This is a genomic window from Atopomonas sediminilitoris (genome assembly GCF_022601735.1).
In the GTDB taxonomy this organism is placed as follows: domain Bacteria; phylum Pseudomonadota; class Gammaproteobacteria; order Pseudomonadales; family Pseudomonadaceae; genus Atopomonas; species Atopomonas sediminilitoris.
The window spans coordinates 79,096-96,524 of sequence record NZ_JAKUMM010000001.1 but is presented as its reverse complement, the minus strand read 5'-3'; the positions used below and the strand labels follow the sequence as shown (position 1 = coordinate 96,524).

At 56.3% G+C, this 17,429-nt stretch carries 18 protein-coding genes; 14 read left to right on the top strand and 4 right to left on the bottom strand.

The window, feature by feature from the left end:
- Nucleotides 1–16: 16 nt before the first annotated feature.
- From aceK to cysK, 3 genes are read right to left on the bottom strand one after another with little or no spacing between them, the layout of a single operon-like run.
- On the bottom strand, nt 17–1,738 hold the full coding sequence (aceK, locus tag MKI83_RS00455) for a bifunctional isocitrate dehydrogenase kinase/phosphatase (protein WP_241582670.1): 1,722 nt from the start codon (nt 1,736–1,738) through the stop codon (nt 17–19).
- Nucleotides 1,739–1,772: 34 nt separating this feature from the next.
- The gene (locus MKI83_RS00450) at nt 1,773–2,375 is read right to left on the bottom strand and encodes a tetratricopeptide repeat protein (protein WP_241582669.1); all 603 of its coding nucleotides are present in this window, start codon (nt 2,373–2,375) and stop codon (nt 1,773–1,775) included.
- The gene (gene cysK, locus MKI83_RS00445) at nt 2,376–3,350 is read right to left on the bottom strand and encodes a cysteine synthase A (RefSeq protein WP_241582668.1); all 975 of its coding nucleotides are present in this window, start codon (nt 3,348–3,350) and stop codon (nt 2,376–2,378) included. It abuts the gene before it with no gap.
- Nucleotides 3,351–3,553: 203 nt separating this feature from the next.
- Between cysK and MKI83_RS00440 the strand changes: the two genes are divergently transcribed.
- From MKI83_RS00440 to MKI83_RS00430, 3 genes are all read left to right on the top strand, one after another.
- The gene (locus MKI83_RS00440) at nt 3,554–4,399 is read left to right on the top strand and encodes an AAA family ATPase (protein ID WP_241582667.1); all 846 of its coding nucleotides are present in this window, start codon (nt 3,554–3,556) and stop codon (nt 4,397–4,399) included.
- 89 nt (nt 4,400–4,488) lie between these two features.
- Nucleotides 4,489–5,667, top strand: coding sequence for a vWA domain-containing protein (locus MKI83_RS00435; RefSeq protein WP_241582666.1), 1,179 nt, complete (start codon nt 4,489–4,491; stop codon nt 5,665–5,667).
- A 120-nt stretch (nt 5,668–5,787) separates the two neighbouring features.
- Nucleotides 5,788–6,333, top strand: coding sequence for a hypothetical protein (locus tag MKI83_RS00430; RefSeq protein WP_241582665.1), 546 nt, complete (start codon nt 5,788–5,790; stop codon nt 6,331–6,333).
- 219 nt (nt 6,334–6,552) lie between these two features.
- Here MKI83_RS00430 and MKI83_RS00425 read toward each other — a convergent pair whose 3' ends face one another.
- Nucleotides 6,553–7,689, bottom strand: coding sequence for an aminotransferase class V-fold PLP-dependent enzyme (locus MKI83_RS00425; RefSeq protein WP_241582664.1), 1,137 nt, complete (start codon nt 7,687–7,689; stop codon nt 6,553–6,555).
- 77 nt (nt 7,690–7,766) lie between these two features.
- Between MKI83_RS00425 and MKI83_RS00420 the strand changes: the two genes are divergently transcribed.
- The 11 genes from MKI83_RS00420 to MKI83_RS00370 all read left to right on the top strand — a co-directional run bounded on the left by MKI83_RS00420 (nt 7,767) and on the right by MKI83_RS00370 (nt 17,338).
- Nucleotides 7,767–8,432, top strand: coding sequence for a TetR/AcrR family transcriptional regulator (locus MKI83_RS00420; RefSeq protein ID WP_241582663.1), 666 nt, complete (start codon nt 7,767–7,769; stop codon nt 8,430–8,432).
- 3 nt (nt 8,433–8,435) lie between these two features.
- The gene (locus MKI83_RS00415) at nt 8,436–9,329 is read left to right on the top strand and encodes a radical SAM protein (protein WP_241582662.1); all 894 of its coding nucleotides are present in this window, start codon (nt 8,436–8,438) and stop codon (nt 9,327–9,329) included.
- 63 nt (nt 9,330–9,392) lie between these two features.
- On the top strand, nt 9,393–9,998 hold the full coding sequence (locus MKI83_RS00410; RefSeq protein ID WP_241582661.1) for a DUF4823 domain-containing protein: 606 nt from the start codon (nt 9,393–9,395) through the stop codon (nt 9,996–9,998).
- 1 nt (nt 9,999) lies between these two features.
- Complete coding sequence (locus MKI83_RS00405; RefSeq protein WP_241582660.1) at nt 10,000–10,566, top strand: DUF1285 domain-containing protein; 567 nt, start codon at nt 10,000–10,002, stop codon at nt 10,564–10,566.
- Between the two features lie 206 nt (nt 10,567–10,772).
- Nucleotides 10,773–12,137, top strand: coding sequence for a chromosome partitioning protein ParA (locus tag MKI83_RS00400; RefSeq protein WP_241582659.1), 1,365 nt, complete (start codon nt 10,773–10,775; stop codon nt 12,135–12,137).
- Nucleotides 12,137–13,039 carry a 1-aminocyclopropane-1-carboxylate deaminase/D-cysteine desulfhydrase gene (locus tag MKI83_RS00395; RefSeq protein WP_241582658.1) on the top strand — a complete coding sequence of 301 codons (903 nt, stop codon included), beginning with the start codon at nt 12,137–12,139 and terminating at the stop codon, nt 13,037–13,039. Before MKI83_RS00400 ends, MKI83_RS00395 begins: the two co-directional genes overlap by 1 nt.
- Nucleotides 13,036–14,160, top strand: coding sequence for a cyclic nucleotide-binding domain-containing protein (locus MKI83_RS00390; RefSeq protein ID WP_241582657.1), 1,125 nt, complete (start codon nt 13,036–13,038; stop codon nt 14,158–14,160). The genes MKI83_RS00395 and MKI83_RS00390 overlap by 4 nt, the downstream gene beginning before the upstream one ends.
- Before the next feature lie 126 nt (nt 14,161–14,286).
- Nucleotides 14,287–14,994, top strand: a complete 708-nt coding sequence (locus MKI83_RS00385) for a TetR/AcrR family transcriptional regulator (RefSeq protein WP_241582656.1) — start codon at nt 14,287–14,289, stop codon at nt 14,992–14,994.
- A 64-nt stretch (nt 14,995–15,058) separates the two neighbouring features.
- Complete coding sequence (locus tag MKI83_RS00380; protein WP_241582655.1) at nt 15,059–15,610, top strand: L,D-transpeptidase; 552 nt, start codon at nt 15,059–15,061, stop codon at nt 15,608–15,610.
- The gene (gene nagZ / locus MKI83_RS00375) at nt 15,595–16,590 is read left to right on the top strand and encodes a beta-N-acetylhexosaminidase (protein WP_241582654.1); all 996 of its coding nucleotides are present in this window, start codon (nt 15,595–15,597) and stop codon (nt 16,588–16,590) included. The genes MKI83_RS00380 and nagZ overlap by 16 nt, the downstream gene beginning before the upstream one ends.
- A gap of 10 nt (nt 16,591–16,600) precedes the next feature.
- Nucleotides 16,601–17,338, top strand: a complete 738-nt coding sequence (locus MKI83_RS00370) for an S-methyl-5'-thioinosine phosphorylase (protein WP_241582653.1) — start codon at nt 16,601–16,603, stop codon at nt 17,336–17,338.
- The last annotated feature ends 91 nt before the right edge of the window (nt 17,339–17,429 follow it).

The window sequence follows — 17,429 nt, the reverse complement described above, 5'->3', positions numbered from 1 at the left end:
TTATTGCGTGGCGTTGTTATTCGCTGGCGTGATGGCGCCGATACGGGAACACGTCTATCACGGTGCCGGCACGGATTTGTTCTTGCAGGCCTTGCCAGTAAGAGGCCTCAAACAGGTCTGCGTGCATCTTGCTAAACAAGCGCCTGAGCTTGATGTCGCTGAACAAGAACACCGGAAACTCTTCGGGGAATACGTCGTTGGGGCCGACGCTGTACCACGGCTCGCTGGCCATTTCGTCTTCGGGGTAGCGTGGCGGTGGAATTTTGCGGAAGTTTGCCTCGGTGAGGTAGCAAATCTCATCGTAGTCGTAGAACACCACACGGCCGTGACGCGTGACGCCAAAGTTTTTCAGCAGCATGTCGCCTGGGAAGATGTTGGCCGCGGCGAGCTGTTTGATCGCCATGCCGTAGTCGTCAATCGCGGCGAGGGTTTGGCTTTCGCTGGCGGTTTCAAGGTAGATGTTCAGCGGAATCATGCGCCGCTCGACCCACATGTGCTCAATCACAACGTGATCGCCATCCAGGCGGATGATTTCGCTGGCTACTTCGAGCAGTTCGGTTAAGCACTCGGTCTCGAATTTATCCTTGGGTACACGGATATGGCTGAACTGCTGGGTATCGGCCATGCGGCCAACGCGGTCGTGGCGTTTCACCAGATCGTATTTTTCTTTGACGATCTGTTTGTTCACCTCTTTAGGTGGGGCGAACTTATCTTTGATCACCTTAAACACGGTATTGAAGCCGGGCAGGGTAAACACACTCATCACCATGCCGCGCACGCCGGGGGCCATGATGAATTTGTCATCATGGTTGGCGAGATGGTTGAGCATGGCGCGATAAAACTCAGTCTTGCCGTGCTTATAAAAGCCTAGTGAGCTGTACAGCTCGGCAGGTTGCTTGCCCGGCAGAATCTGCTTTAAGAAAGCAACCAGCTCGGCAGGCACCGGTACATCGACCAAGAAGTAGGAGCGGGTGAAGGAGAAGATGATGGAGACTTCGGCCTCGTCGGTGATCACGGTGTCTAGGGCAATGCCGCGACCTTCGTGGTGCACCAACGGGATCACTAACGGCCACTGCTCGTCAGGGCTTTTGATGCGCCCGACCAAGTACGCACCTTTGTTGCGGTAAAACACCGGCCGCAAGAACTCAATGATCAGTTCGCTATCTTTTTGCACCCAATCTGGGAGCGCTTGCTGCAAGTGCGTCAGCAGCAAGTGGGTGTCGCGGGCGATGTCTTCATACGGCACGGCAAAGCGATAATCTTCGAGAATTTGCACCGCTACCCGGTCAAGCTCGCCACGGACTTGGTAGCGCCAGGTTTGTGGTAGACGGTTATGGCTGCGCATGGATGGGCGCGTGGTGTGCACAAACATGCAGCCATCGCTGATGTGATCGTGATGAAACACGCTACAGAAGATCGAGTTGAACCAGGTTTCTGACAGCTCATCGTCCATTCTGGGTTCGATCAACTGGATATAAGCATTCTTAACCAGTGGCCACTCTTCAAGGCTGTGCATGGCCTGATCGCCGTAGCGGGCGCTAAAGCGCTTAACCACTTCGTTGACCTTGGCTTCGTACAGGTTGATCCGCTCGGCGGAGGCTTGTTGCGCTTCTTGCCAGTGCGCTTGCTCGAAACGCTCGACAGCGCCGTGGGTGATCTCGCGAAAGCGCGCTCGGTAGGAATCAAAGCCATCCAGAATCAGCTGGGCAATATCGCTGGCTTGGTGCGGAGTAAGCATCAAAGGGGTCCTTCTAGCGCGGGCTATCGGCTAATTATTCGCCGCAGGCGGGTTCGCCGGCAATGTTGGGCATGGCGGCGGGCAGTTCGCGTGAGCGGCGTTGCGCGGCATGCAGTTGTTCGGTGCTGAGGTTGCTTTCAAGGCCATCGCGCAGGCTGATGACATCGGCATCACCGGCGCTGGCAGCTAAGTTCAACCAAGCGTAGGCCTGTTCGATGTCTTTGGGTAAGCCCAGCCCCACAACTTGCAGCGCGCCGAGGCGGGCTTGCGCTTGGCTACGCCCAGAGTGAGCCGCCAGTAGCCAGCATTGTGCAGCGCGCCGGTAAGCGGCGCGCTGGTAATACAGTTGCGCCAAGGACTCTGCTGCGGCGAGTGAGCCGCCACGCACGGCGCGGCGTAACCAGGGCTCGGCACGTTTGGCGGGCAGTTGTTTGGCCAGTTGCAGTTGTGCTTCTACCAGTCCGCCATTGGCGGCGAGTTCAAGCTCGCGCCGGGCGCGGTTATGGTCGCCGTTGCGCAGGGCTTGCTGTGCGCTCAGGTAGTGCTCTGCGGTGCCGGGCGCGAGCGTCGCCGCCCAAGCGGGTAGCGACACGAGCGTGGCGGTGAGGGCGACTATGGATAAAAGCCGTGGCAGCATTTAGGCGGTTAACTCTTGCTCGGTGAATAGGTCAGCAAACAGCATGCTCGACAAGTAGCGCTCGCCGGAATCCGGCAAAATCACCACGATAGTCTTGCCTTGCATGGCTGGCTCTTGCGCAACGCGCACTGCAGCTGCCATGGCGGCGCCACAGGAAATGCCGCACAGAATGCCTTCTTCACGCATTAAGCGCAGGGCCATGGTTTTGGCTTCGTCGTCGCTGACTTGCTCGACGCGGTCGACCAGTGACAAATCGAGGTTCTTCGGCACAAAACCGGCGCCGATGCCTTGGATTTTGTGCGGGGCAGGCTGCACCTCAGCGCCGGCGATGGTTTGGCTGATCACCGGTGACGTGATGGGCTCGACCGCAATTGAGGTTATTTTCTTGCCACAGGCTTGCTTGATATAACGCGAAACACCGGTGATGGTGCCGCCGGTGCCGACGCCTGAAACCAGCACATCAATGGCGCCGTCGGTGTCGTTCCAGATTTCTGGGCCGGTGGTTTTTTCATGGATAGCGGGGTTGGCCGGATTCTCAAACTGTTGCAGCAACAGGTATTGGCTCGGGTCGGCGGCGGCAATTTCAGCGGCTTTTTCGATAGCGCCTTTCATGCCCTTGGCGGCTTCAGTCAGGATCAGTTCTGCCCCCAGTGCCTTAAGTACCTTGCGGCGTTCCAAGCTCATTGACGCAGGCATGGTCAGAATCAGCGGGTAGCCGCGCGAAGCCGCAACAAAAGCCAGGCCGATGCCAGTGTTGCCGCTGGTGGGCTCGACTAAGGTCATGCCGGGCTTTAGGCGGCCGGAAGCTTCGGCGTCCCAGACCATGCTGGCACCAATGCGGCACTTGACTGAGTACGCCGGGTTGCGGCCCTCGTTCTTGGCCAGAATGGTTACGCCTTCGGGGCCTAAGCGATTGATGCGGATTAGCGGAGTGTTGCCGATGGCTTGCGAGTTGTCGGCGAAAATGCGGCTCATGGCTGGATTCCTTGCCTATCAAAAGGGTTAAGACTAAGTCGCTAACGCGCCAGCGTCCAGCGTCTATAGCGGGCCATCAGGCGATTGGATAAGGCTCTAATTGGCCCCTAGCCTATGGTCGGTCGGGTAGCCAAACGCTTGTTTGAAAGTGGGGTGGCGCATACCATGAAAGTCTTCCGTGAGTTCATGCCGAGAGCAAAAAGATGAAGTTTGAAGGTACTCAGTCCTACGTTGCCACCGACGACCTGAAGCTGGCTGTTAACGCGGCCATCACCCTAGAGCGCCCGCTGCTGGTAAAAGGCGAGCCAGGTACCGGTAAAACCATGCTGGCTGAACAGTTGGCCGAGGCCTTTGACGCCAAGCTGATCACGTGGCACATCAAGTCGACCACCAAGGCGCATCAAGGCCTGTATGAATACGATGCCGTGAGCCGCCTGCGTGACTCGCAACTCAACGCGGACAAAGTGCACGATGTGCGCAACTACATTAAGAAAGGCAAGTTGTGGGAAGCCTTTGAGTCAGAAGAGCGCGTCATTCTGCTGATTGACGAAATCGACAAGGCCGATATCGAGTTCCCCAACGACTTGCTGCAAGAACTCGACAAGATGGAGTTCTATGTTTACGAGACGGATGAAACCATCAAGGCCAGTAAGCGCCCGATCATCATCATCACCTCGAACAATGAAAAAGAACTGCCGGACGCCTTCTTGCGCCGTTGCTTCTTCCATTACATCGCCTTCCCAGATCGCTCGACGCTGAAGCAGATTGTCGATGTGCATTACCCGAAAATCAGCGGCGAGCTGGTCAACGAAGCCTTGGAAGTATTCTTCGATGTGCGCAAAGTGCCGGGCCTGAAGAAGAAGCCTTCCACCAGCGAGCTGGTCGACTGGTTGAAGCTGTTGATGGCCGACAACATTGGTGAAGCGGTGCTGCGTGAGCGCGACCCCACCAAAGCAATTCCGCCGTTGGCCGGTGCTTTGGTGAAGAACGAACAAGACGTGCAACTGCTTGAGCGTCTGGCCTTTATGAGCCGCCGTGCAGGCCGCTAAGGCCATCGTTAGCCTGATGCGCGGCGAGTTTGGCTTGGTAGGCTGCGCTCGCTGCGTTCAAGTATTGTCCAATACAAGAGGGCAAACCGATGTTGCTCAACCTGTTTAACGAAATGCGCTCGGCCAAAGTGCCAGTGTCAGTGCGTGAGTTGCTGGATTTAATCAATGCACTCAAACGCAATGTCGTGTTTGCCGATATGGACGAGTTTTATTACCTCTCGCGCGCCATCTTGGTAAAAGACGAACGTCATTTCGATAAGTTTGACCGTGCCTTTGGCGCTTACTTCAAGGGCCTCGAAAACCTCAATGAGCATATCGAAGCACTGATTCCCGATGAGTGGCTGCGCAAAGAATTTGAGCGCCAGTTAAGCGATGAAGAGCGTGCGCAGATCGAGAGTTTAGGGGGGCTGGATAAGCTCATCGAAGAGTTTAAAAAGCGCCTCGAAGAGCAAAAAGAGCGCCACGAAGGCGGCAATAAATGGATTGGCACCGGCGGCACCAGTCCGTTTGGTTCGGGCGGTTTTAACCCTGAAGGCATTCGTGTTGGCGATGCGGGCAAACGCCAAGGTAAAGCCGCCAAAGTGTGGGATCAGCGCGAGTATAAAAACCTCGATGATCAAGTCGAACTGGGCACGCGCAACATTAAAGTGGCCTTACGCCGACTGCGTAAGTTTGCCCGTGAAGGCGCCGCGGATGAGTTTGATCTCAACGGCACCATCGACCACACCGCCAAAGATGCGGGTTTGCTGAATATTCAAATGCGCCCCGAGCGGCGTAATACCGTCAAACTGCTGTTGCTGTTGGATATTGGCGGCTCGATGGATGCGCACGTGAAGGTCTGCGAAGAGCTGTTCTCAGCCTGTAAGACGGAGTTCAAGCATTTGGAGTACTTCTACTTTCATAACTTTGTTTATGAAAGTGTGTGGAAGAACAACCTGCGCCGCACCAGTGAGCGCACCTCAACGTTTGATCTGCTGCATAAATACGGTTCGGACTACAAAGTGGTGTTTGTGGGTGACGCGGCCATGGCGCCCTACGAAATCACCCAAGCCGGAGGCAGTGTTGAGCACTGGAACGAAGAAGCCGGCTACGTATGGATGCGCCGCTTTATGGATAAATTCAAAAAAGTGATTTGGATTAATCCGTACCCCAAACACACGTGGGACTACACCGCGTCCACCAGTTTGGTGCGTGAGCTGGTCAATGAGCAGATGTTCCCGCTGACCTTGCAGGGGCTAGAAGAAGGCATGCGCTTGTTGGCGAAGTAACAGCGCTTTAGTGGCATTAAGCCCGCAGCTTTGCTGCGGGCTTTTTGTTGCGCGACGAAAGGTCATTTGCTCATGGTATGGTGAAATCCACCTCACAATAACAACCACAGGTGCCTGTCTATGTTGCAACCCATGGTCTGGATAACACCACGCTGGCGGACACGCTGTTTCTTGGCTTTTGCGGCATTGGCTTTAGTGCTGGTGTATGTGATGGCGCAAGTCGGTGCACGGCTGATTAACGAGTCGGTGCCGCAGGGCATTATCTCTTTTGAGCTGGCTGAGTCGTTGGAGGCCAGCTTGGCCATTCAGGTGGCGTGGGGCGAGAAGGGACGGCAGTACGCTGCGCTGAGTTTGGGCTTGGATTATTTTTTCTTGCTGGTCTACGGCTTGGCGCTGTCGTTGGCGTGTGTGTGTTTTGCCGCATGGGGCGAGGACGACAGTCGCCTTGCGCGACTCATGCCTTGGCTACCGTTGGCGGCCGCGACCATGGACGCGTTAGAAAACTACGCCTTAATTCGCTTGTTGTTTGGCGAGGTGCGGGGTGGTTGGGTGCTCTTGGCGCGTGACAGTGCGTTGATCAAGTTTGCCTTGCTGGCCTTGGTGGCGCTGTATTTGCTGTATGCCTTGGCGTTGGTGCTGCGGGTGCGTTGGCTTTCTTTGAGATAAAAAAAACCCGGGTTCTGGGGGATGAATCCGGGTCAAGACCATTAGGAGTGAAACAACGGTACACGATCCACGGTACCTAAAACTGGTCGGGCACTTGGGGGGGTATGCCGCGCACCAGTGACTTTAAGTATTGGTGAGATGGTTCATTTTTCCAGCCGTTTTAGAACGGATTAGCAATAGATGCCGCCGCTTTTAGCGCGCTTTGCTCTAGTTTTGCGATTATTTGCGCGGCGCCAAACGCTGCAAAGTGGCCAGCGCACGCTCTAGCACAACGGCTGCTGTGTAAAAGTGCGGCGAAAAGCGAATCCCGCCACCGCGGTGCGCGCAAATCACGCCGGCCTGCATAAGCTGCTGCTGCAGTGCGGCGGTGTCGTGGCCGGCCAGCGTGAAGGTGACAATCCCCGCGCGGCGTTCGGTGGTGCTGGCGCTGAGGATTTGGCAGTCGCCACGGCGTGTAAGGCCTTCGAGCAAGAAGCTCACCTTCTGATCAATCAATGCGGCCACTGTGGGCATGCTGACTTCTTCGAGCAATGACAGGCTGGCTTCCAAGGCATAAGCACCAAGCATGTTCGGGCTGCCGCACTCAAATCGGCGGGCGCTAGCAGCAGGCTGCCAGTCAGGCCGGTTGTAATCGCCGACGTGTTCCACCATATGCCAGCCGTACTCATGCAGTTTCAGTTGCTCGCGCAGGGCGCTGCGACAATAAAACACGCCAAGGCCTTCTGGGCCGAGCAGCCACTTATGCCCGTCAGCCATGGCAAAGTCGATGTGGCAGGATTGCACGTCCATGGGTTGCGCACCGAGCTGTTGAATGGCATCGACACACAACAGTACGCCCGCTTGCCGGCAGCCTTGGCCCAAAGTGGCAAGGTCGAGGCGCAAGCCGCTGGCGTATTGCACCGCGCTGATGGCCATGAGGCGCGTGCGCGGCGTGCAGGCGGCGAGCAAGGCGGCTTCCGGATTGCTGTGGTTAAGGCTGACGATTTTAACCTGCACGCCTAAGGGGGCGAGGGCCTCCCAGACTATTCGGTTGGAGGGGAATTCTTGGTCGCTGATGACCACTTCATCGCCCGCTCGCCAGTCCAGCCCAAACGCGACAAAGGACAAAGCCTCCGAGGTGTTTTTGACCAGTGCGATATCGTCGCTGCTGGGGGCATTAAGTAGGCGTGTCAGGCGTTCACGTAAGCGTGACTCTACTTTGAGCCAGCTGGGGTAGTGGGTGGCGCCTTGCTGGCAGTTTTCTTGTGCAAAATGGCTCACCGCCTGTTGGCTGCGTCGTGGCCAAGGTGCAACGGCAGCGTGGTTGAGGTAGCTGATGTGGTCGTCCTGAGGGAATTCGTTCTCAAAGTGACCCATGGTCGCTGTCTCCGTGCATTTTGCGCAAAGGTTGGCATAATAGCGCGCTTTGTCTGCTCATAAGCCGTAACCATTACATGCAGAAAGAATCACGCAAGTTGCGCGAGTTTCGTCGTCGCGAACAAGAAATCCTCGATACCGCACTGCGCCTGTTCTTAGAACAAGGTGAAGACAGTGTCACCGTTGAAATGATTGCCGATGCCGTCGGGATCGGCAAAGGCACTATCTACAAGCATTTCCGCTCTAAGGCAGAGATTTATCTGCGTCTGCTGCTGGATTACGAGCGTGAATTGGCTGAGCTGTTCAGCTCGGAAGATATCTCCCGTGATCAAGAAGCCTTGTCGCGCGAGTACTTTGCATTTCGTATCCGTGATCCACAGCGTTCGCGTTTGTTTGACCGCTTTGAAGAGAAAGTGGTCAAGAGTAATCAAGTGCCGGAGATGTTGGCGGAGTTGCGTCAAGTGCGTAACGCCAACTTCGAGAAAGTGCACGAGCTGATCAAGCTGCGCATTTCAGACGGCAAACTAGAAGACGTACCGCCGTACTTCCATTACATGGCCGCGTGGGCTTTGGTGCAGGGCGCAGTGTCGTTGTATCACTCACCGCTATGGCGTGAAGGGATTGCTGATGAGGATGCCTTCTTCCGTTTCTTGATGGACATCGGTGTGCGCATGGGCAACCGCAGCAAGCGTCGTCGCGACGCAGACGCGGCGGAGCCTAAGCCAAGCAGCGACGGTCAATAAGTCATGCATCCTGCGATCCCTGTCAGTTATATCGAGCCGGTGTTTCGCCCACCGAGTGAGGCGCATTCGCTGATCCTGCCAGTAACCAACGGTTGCTCGTGGAATAAATGCACGTTTTGCGACATGTACACGGCGCCGCAGAAGAAATTCCGCGCTCGTGATGAAGCCCAAGTGCTGGATGAAATTCGCCGTTGTGGTGAGCAGCTGATCGTCAATCGTGTCTTTCTTGCCGATGGTGATGCGCTGGTGCTGCCGACGCGGCGTCTGCTGACGATTTTGCAGGCGATTAGCGAGCACATGCCGCAGGTGAATCGTGTGTCGAGCTATTGCTTGCCCCGTAACTTGCGCCGCAAATCGGTGGCGGAGTTAAAAGAGCTGGCCGATGCCGGTCTAAAAATGGCCTATGTTGGCGCTGAGTCAGGCGATGACGAAGTTTTGGCGCGGATTCACAAAGGGGAGACCTACGCCAGTACACTCGATGCCCTGCAAAAATTGGGTGAGGCCGGCATTAAGCGCTCGGTGATGATCCTCAACGGCATGGGTGGACAGGTGCTCAGTGAGCAGCACGCCCGCAACTCCGCCCGTTTGATGAATGAGGCGCAGCCTGAGTTTTTGTCGACCTTGGTCGTGAGCTTTCCGCTGGGTGATGTGCGCTTGCGCGAGCAGTTTGCCGATTTCGAACCCTTGACTCAGGCGCAGTTGTTCCGCGAAGTGGAGCTGTTGCTGGCGACACTTGAGTTAAACGATACGGTATTTCGCAGCGATCATGCGTCTAACTACTTAGTCCTCAAGGGCACTTTAGGCGCGGACAAAGCACGGTTGTTGGCGCAAGTGCGCGCCGCGATTGAGCATCCCGATCAGGCTCGCTTGCGCCAAGAATGGCAGCGTGGCTTGTAAAGAGTGGCCTAAAATCTGCATTGAGCTTCACGGTATGACGGAAACCTGACTCGGTGACACCCTATGGCCGCGCGCTGTTTATTGCTGCTTTGCTTAATGCTAAGCGGTTGCATGAAGCCCACAGACCTTTACGATCAAAACGTCTATTACCTGCGTGATGTGGGGCTGCTGGAGCACCACAAAACCCAGCGTCGCGCCAATTGGGTGCTGCAGCAAAGCTCGTTTATCTATATTGCCCAAGGCCATTTTCTGCCGGTTGGGCATCCGTATGCGCGACCGAACGTCGTGGCCGAAGAAGCCTTCAAGGGCTTTGTGGAATACTTTCCACAAGTGCGGCGCGCCAAACAGCCTGCTGGTTTAGATGAGGCGATGCAGCAAGCCCGCAGTGTTGGCGCGGATTATCTGCTGTATGGCCGCTTCGCCAGTGCTGAGGAAAACATCGGTAACTGGGAAGAGTGGGAAGACCGTGAGGAGTTCACGCATATCGGTCGCGATCATGCGATCGTGCAGCTGATGCTGCTTGAGGTCGGCACGGGCTATCTGGTGGATACAGCACGTATTAAAAGCCGTGGCGGCTTTTTAACCTTCTACGATAAAGAGGCAGAGGATCTGCTGCGCCGACCACTGACCGATTATGCGCGGCGTTTACTTGGCTTTGCAGAGGACTGACATGAGCGATACCCCCAAGACGGACTCATTACTGGCCAACATCCCCCGTGAGAAAAAGGGTTTGCCGCCGGTGCACCTGTGGAATCCCCCGTTTTGTGGCGATATCGACATGCGTATTGCGCGTGATGGCAGCTGGTTTTACCTCGGCACTCCGATTGGCCGGCCCGCGATGGTGCGTTTGTTCTCGACGGTTATGCGTCGCGATGAAGATGGCTGCTACTACTTGGTCACGCCGGTAGAAAAGGTGCGCATCCAAGTTGAAGATGCCCCGTTTGTCGCTGTGCAGCTAGAGGTTGAGGGGTTGGGCGAGCAGCAATGTTTGCGCTTTGTCACCAATGTGGATGATCAAGCGGAGGCCGGTCAGGAGCATCCCCTTCGCGTGGAGTTAGACCCAGCCACACAAGAGCCTGCACCTTACGTGCATGTGCGCGCCAATTTAGAAGCCAAAATTGCCCGCAGTGTGTTTTATCAGTTGGTTGAGCTGGCCGTACCGCGCGAAATTGACGGTGTCATCTGGTTGGGCGTTTGGAGTGGTGGCGTGTTTTTCCCCATCGGCCCGCAAGATTAACGGCTAAGTTGTGGTGGTCATAACTGTGGTGGTGATCACAAAACTGATCTGGCTAATGGCTATCGGTCGGCGCTGGGCGGTCGCCTGCTAACCTGATCACATTGTTGGTTTTGGGTTTTCCCCTAGACTGAAACCAAAGCGGTTGGCGTAAGCAGTGTTTGCCCAAAGAATACTGACAGCCACCGATAAGAGGGAGTTTAAGGCGGATGCAAAAGAAGCCGCACATGGTTGAGGCCGTCTTGTTCTTCAATGAACGCGGTGTCAGCAAAGAAATGCTCTACCCCGAGTTCGAAGCCTTGCTCGATGGGGTGGTGAATTTGCCCGAGTTTGCCGACCGGGAAATGTGCGCCGCTTATGTACTCATCAATCCGCGCTTGCTGGTACGTGCCGTGGTGACGTTTCTTATCGATTTCGATGAGAAGGGCGGTGCGGATAAAGGCTGGAATATTCCCTTGCGACACTTGGCTGAATCAGCCGGTCGCGGCCCTGATCTGGGCGCAGGCCCCATCCGCTTAGGCTGCAAGAGCCAGTGCCCTGTGTCATGGCATCAGATGCACCTGTGGGATCCGAGTCTTTCGCCACAAAAAAATGATCTAGCGCTGATTCGCGATGCGGTGAAACGTAACCATCTCGGTTTGTTGGTGGAGGAAGAAGTTCCGCCAGTGTTCACGCCTGACAATCTGCAAATGGCGGCTGAAGATCAGTGGCGTGCAGGGCAGGCCGACAGCGAGCAGCTTAAAGCGCAAGCCGAGCAAATGGAGCAGGAGTATCGGCAAAAATCGGCGCAAATGATTAAGCAGCAGCGCCTGCAGCTCACCTCGCTTAAGCAAAAATACGAAGAAGAAATTGCCCGCTACAAGCTGGCCCAAGGCGAGTTGCAGAAAGGTTTGCAGCACGAGTTGGCCGACTTGCAGCAAGCCTTGCAGCAGCAAGAGTCGCTGAATGCCAGTCTGAAAAAAAAGCTGCATGAACAAGCCGATCAATCGCAGCGTGTGCGCGAGCAAATGACGCAACAACTGCGCGATTTGCAAGACAGCGGTCAAAGTGAAGCCGGTGTGCTGCGCGCGCAGTTTGAGCAAGAGTTGGCGATCAAAATTGCTGCGGCCGTGGCCGATGTGCAAGAGCAAGTGGCGATTCGCGATGTCGAGTTGGCCTACCGGCATGAGCAAGAAGGCAAGCTGCAACAAGAGTTGCAGCAATTGCAGAAACGCTGCGATGAGCTATCAGCCGGCGGGCCAGGGCAGCTACTTAAGCGCTTAACCGATATGGGCGTGGTGTTTGTGGCGTATCACCCAGGCGCCGGGCATCTGACGATCTCTTTGGCGGATATGCCGCGCTATCAAGAAAATCCCATGGCCTTTGCGGCCGCTAAATGCTTTGTCAATGAAGGCGTCTATCGCCAGTGGCTAGCTCATTATCAGAGCCCTGCGTGCGATACGCGTTTGCCCGGCGGTGAACGCTGTGGGATTACGCTCGATCGCGTTGATCAGCCCAGTCGTTACGTACCGGGGCAGTCTAATTGTTGCTCGCGGCATCGTTCGCTCGAACAGCCGTTACGCACGGTCGGTTAATGCGCGAACTGGCCATACCCGCTACTTTGCCGTTACAGCCAGTATCGACGCCGTGGCTTATCGAAGCCGGCTGCGAGCTGGCGATATTGCGTTTGGATCAGCTGGATCTTCAAGTCTCCGGTAACAAGCTGTTTAAGCTGCAGCCCTATATTGAGCGCATGCAACAACAAGGCCTCCGTGGTCTGATTAGCTTGGGCGGTGCGCACTCCAACCATTTACACGCTATGGCTGCCGCGGCTCAGCGCATGGGTATCACTGCGGTGGGTTTGGTGCGTGGGCCGGCCGTGGACAGTCAGACCATGGCTGATGTGCAGCGCTGGGGAATGCAGCTGCATTGGCTAAGCCGTGAGGCGTATCGCGCGCGGCGTGAAGCGCACTTTGTCGAAGATTGGCAGCGCCGCCATCCCGATTTGCAGTGGGTGCCCGAAGGCGGCGATGGCGCGCTGGGGCAGCAGGGCGCGCAAGCCATATGGCAGGTGTTGCACGCCAGCTTGCCGGCGCTTGGCTGGGTCAGCTGCGATGCCGTTGTTTGTCCCGTTGGCACGGGTACCACGTGGCAAGGGGTGGCCCGTTTAGCCTCATGCCCAGTGTGGGGGATGTCGGCAGTGCCGAAGCACTATTTGCCACCTACACTCAGAGCTGACCCGTGCCTTATTCTTGCTTGTCGTCGTGGCTTTGCGCAGAGCGATACAGCGTTGGCTGCGTTTGCTGCCGAGTTTTTTGCGCAAACAGGCGTTGTGTTAGAGCCTGTCTACACGGCGAAGGCACTGCTAGCATTGCGCTATCAGTTGGCTGACGGTAAGTTTGCCCGCGGGAGCCGTTTGGTGATGTTGCATACCGGCGGATTGCAAGGAATACGTGCTACAGCAGACTGGCCAGTGTCCGCTGAGGTGGCCGCATGAGTAAGGCGATGGATGTGGATTTTCTCCAATCAGAGCAGTTGCGTGGGTTAGTGCCGCTGAATGCCTTGAGCGAGTCTCAGTGGCGTGAGCTGCGCCCATCGTTAAAGATTGAGAGCCTGCTCGCAGGGCAAGGGGTGTTACGCCGTGGCGACTGCGATCAACAGCATTACTATTTGCTGTCCGGCGAGGTGGAGCTAGCCGATGAGCAAGGTAATCGCGAGTTGGTCATGGCAGGCTCACTAACGGGCTGTCATCCATTGTCGCCGGCGGTGCCACGGCAACATGATGCGCGAGCGGTAACCGACATTACTTACTTACGTGTCGACAGTGCCTTGCTCGATCGCTTGGTGAGCTGGCGGCAGGCCTATCAAGACTTATTGTTAGAGCAGGCGGACAGCGAAGAAGAGCAAAGCTGGCTTGAGTCATTGTTGCAGTCGCCATTGTTTCGCCGTGTCCCTGTCGCCAACGTTCGGCCTTTGTTGGCAAGCTTGGCCCGCGTTGAGCAAGCCGCAGGCACGGATGTCATCACTCAAGGCGATCTTGGCGATTGTTGTTATTTTCTTTGTCGTGGACGTGCGCAGGTTATCCGCGACGTGGATTCAGACAAGCAAGTATTGGCTGAGCTAGAAGAAGGCGCGTGTTTTGGTGAGGAGGCCTTGCTCAGCGAGCAGCCACGTAACGCCAGCGTCACCTTACTGGAAGACAGCTTGTTGCTGCGCTTAGACAAACAAGCTTTTTACACCTACTTGCGCGCACCGTTGGTCGCCAGCGTTAGCTTTGGCGAGGCCGCTCGGCTGCTGGCGCAAAATGCGCAGTGGCTCGATGTGCGTTTGCAAGATGAGTACGAACAAGGCCACGCGCATCGAGCAGTGAACATGCCGCTGCACTTGTTGCGTTTAAAAGCGCGATTACTCAACCCAGAACTGACTTACCTGTGTTACTGCGATAGCGGCAAGCGCAGTGAGACGGCGGTGTTTTTGCTTGGTGAAATGGGCTTTAAAGCCTATGCCCTGCGTGGTGGGGTGAATGATTTGCCGGCGGTGCAGCGCGATGCCTTGGTCGGTGAGGTTGGGGCGGGCTATTTGCTACGCTCCGGGGGGCGGATTGAGGCCAGCCACTGAGATGTGGTACGTCTCACGCTTTGTGGGTTTTGTACATTCTTGACGCCTGACAAGAAATACGTCGCTTGACAAGCTTCTCAGCTGAAACGTATGTTTCAAACAAGTGTTTGTCAGGCGAAAAACCTCATGGCCCAGTCGGAAACCGTAGAGCGGATTCTAGATGCCGCAGAACTGCTCTTTGCTGAAAAGGGCTTTGCGGAAACCTCGTTGCGTATGATCACCAGTAAAGCAGGGGTTAACCTTGCGGCGGTGAATTATCATTTCGGCTCGAAAAAGGCGCTGATTCAGGCGGTTTTCTCGCGTTTTCTGACGCCGTTTTCACAAAATCTCGAGCGCGAATTAGATCGTCGGCAAAATCCGCGTAACAGCGGCGCCAAGCCGACTTTGGAAGACATGCTGGAGGTGTTGCTGGCGCAAGTGCTCGCGGTTAAGCCGCGCTCTGGCGATGATCTAGTGATTTTTATGCGCTTACTGGGTTTGGCCTTTAGTCAAAGCCAAGGGCATCTGCGTAAATACCTTGAAGAAGTCTATGGCCGCGTTTTCCGTCGCTACATGGAAATGCTGCTCGAAACCACGCCCACCCGCGTGCCGCCGTTAGAGTTGTTTTGGCGGATTCACTTTATGCTGGGTGCCGCGTCATTCAGCATGTCCAGCATCAAAGCGCTACGCGCGATGGCCGAGTCTGATTACGGTGTGGATACCTCGGTAGAGCAGGTTATGCGCTTGATGGTGCCGTTTTTGGCCGCCGGTGTGCGCGCGCCGCAGTCACTGACCGATGACAAACTGATCAGTGCAGAGTTAAAACCGCGCACACGCGGACACAAGTCGAGCTAAAACAGCCGCAAAGCGAGGCTCTCTCGCTTTTCCCTGTCGGGGCGCTGGGCTAAGCTTGGCGCCCATGACACCTCCCTTTGATTTTCTGCATATTTGCCTTGCTAGCCAGCAACTCACCGCCTATGCCGCGAACCAGCGTGTGTGGCAGTGCGCTATATCGAGCGGTGTGAACGGTATAGGTGAGCAGCAGGGCAGTGGTAAAACCCCGCGTGGCTGGCATCGCGTTCGCGCGCGCATTGGTGACGGTTTACCCGTAGCTGCCGTGCTGCGTGGCAGGCGTTGGACGGGTGAAGTGCTCGATGCCCGTCTTGAGCAAGCTGCGCCTGAGCGTGACTGGATTCTCACTCGCATCTTGTGGCTGGTGGGGTTGGAGTCAGGCTTCAATCGTGGCGGTCAGTGCGACACCTTTGCCCGTTATATCTACCTACACGGCACGCCGGATAGCCAACCCATGGGCGTGCCGCGCTCGCATGGCTGCGTACGGCTGCATAATCACGACATGCTGTATCTCTTTCAGCACACCCCCTACAACTGTTTGGTGTTTCTTGGTGAACACCCGCTTGATCAGCCAGCGCTAGAGGCGCTGCTTAAGGAAGCACAATGCAAGGCTCTTTGATGCTGGATATTGCCGGCACTTATTTGACGGCTGAAGACCGCGAATTATTGCGCCAGCCCGAAGTCGGCGGTCTGATTTTGTTCGCCCGTAACATTGCATCACCTGAGCAAGTGCGAGCCTTGTGCCGCGATATTCGCGCCGTGCGCCCAGAGCTGATTTTGGCGATTGACCAAGAGGGCGGTCGTGTACAGCGCTTGCGCAGTGGCGTCAGTCGTTTGCCGCCGATGCGCCGCTTTGATGCTTTAGCCGATGGCTGTGCACTGGCGCATGATTGTGGCTGGCTGATGGCGGTCGAAATGCTCGCCATTGGCTTGGATATCAGTTTTGCGCCGGTGTTGGATTTAGACTACGGGCGCAGCGAAGTGATCGGTGATCGTGCCTTTGCCAGCACCGGTGCGCGCGCAGCTGAATTGGCTGGTGCCTTTATCCAAGGCATGCGTGAGGCCGGTATGCCAACCACCGGCAAGCACTTCCCGGGGCACGGCTGGGCCGAAGCCGATAGCCATGTGGCGATCCCCACGGATGAGCGTTCGTTAGCGCAAATCCGTGAACAAGATTTAGTGCCGTTTGCCCAGCTAGCTGGTGAGCTGGACGGTGTCATGCCGGCGCATGTGATTTATCCGGCCGTTGATGCGCAGCCTGCAGGTTTTTCAACGCGCTGGCTGCAAGACATCCTGCGCCAAGAGTTGGGCTTTAGCGGAGTGATCTTTAGTGATGACTTGTGCATGGCCGGTGCGCATGTTGCTGGCAGCATGGCGCAGCGCGTGGATGCGGCCTTAGACGCTGGCTGCGATATGGTGTTGGTATGCAACGATCGTGGCGGTGCTCTACAAGCTCTGCAACACTTACAACAACGCCAAGTCAGTGAGCCGGCAGTATTGGCACGCATGCGCGCCAGCGCCTACGTTGAAGATTATCGCCAGACGCCGCGTTGGCAGGCCGTGCGCAACCGTTTGCGCGCCGCGCACTTAATTGATTAAGGAGAAGGTTATGACCACTTACGCCATTATCGGCGGCACAGGGCTGACCCAGCTGCCCAGTTTGATGATTCGCGAAGCAGTGAATATGGAAACGCCCTACGGCATGACCTCCGCCGACATCATCAAAGGCGAGTTTGCAGGCAGTGAAGTGCTGTTTTTAGCGAGGCACGGTCACCCGCATCGTATTCCACCGCATCAAGTCAACTACCGCGCCAACCTGTGGGCGCTCAAGCAGCTAGGCGCGCAAGCGGTGTTGGCGATTAATGCCGTTGGCGGTATTCATCGTGATATGCCCACCGGTCATTTAGTCGTGCCCAACCAAATCATTGATTACACGTGGGGGCGTGAGCACACCTTCTACGAGGGTGAGTTAGATCACGTTACGCATGTCGATTTTACCCAGCCGTACGATGAGACTCTGCGTGAGCGCTTGGTGGATGCCCTGCGTGAGTGTGGTTACAGCCACAGCGAGCATGGCGTCTACGGTTGCACCCAAGGGCCACGTTTAGAGACCGTGGCAGAAATCGCTCGGATGGAGCGTGATGGTTGCGACATCGTCGGCATGACCGGTATGCCGGAGACCGTATTAGCCCGCGAGCTGAGCTTGCCGTACGTTACGCTGGCTCTGGTGGTGAATGCCGCCGCCGGCAAGAGCGAGGGCGCGATCACCATGGCCATGATTGACCGTGCGTTAGAGCAAGGCATGGACAAGGTTAAGACGGTGATGGGCGAATTTTTATCGGCTTAAGCCGGGTATGAACAGCACAACGGGCGCCTTAGAGCGCCCGTTGTGCTGTGTGGTGTGGGCAATACACACGGCAAAAAGAGGTCTACTTGGC